General features: G+C 68.1%; 1 protein-coding gene. It reads left to right on the top strand.

The genetic code is table 11. The features are described from left to right. Positions 1-248: Hsp70 family protein (locus tag SB764_RS43285; protein WP_410867206.1), on the top strand; the 248-nt coding region annotated here is incomplete at both ends.

The raw sequence follows: 248 nt of genomic DNA, 5'->3' as shown, positions 1-248 counted from the left end.
CGGCGAGAAGCTCGCGCCGCCGCAGGTTTCGGCGGAAGTGCTGCGCAAGATGAAGAAGACGGCCGAAGACTACCTCGGCGAGCCGGTCACGGAAGCCGTGATCACGGTGCCGGCGTACTTCAACGACAGCCAGCGCCAGGCCACCAAGGACGCCGGCCGCATCGCGGGCCTCGAAGTCAAGCGGATCATCAACGAGCCGACCGCGGCCGCGCTCGCATTCGGCCTCGACAAGGCCGAGAAGGGCGACC

It is taken from the genome of Paraburkholderia sp. SIMBA_027, from assembly GCF_046535315.1.
Classification (GTDB): Bacteria; Pseudomonadota; Gammaproteobacteria; order Burkholderiales; family Burkholderiaceae; genus Paraburkholderia; species Paraburkholderia tropica.
This window is presented reverse-complemented; position numbering and strand designations above follow the sequence as displayed.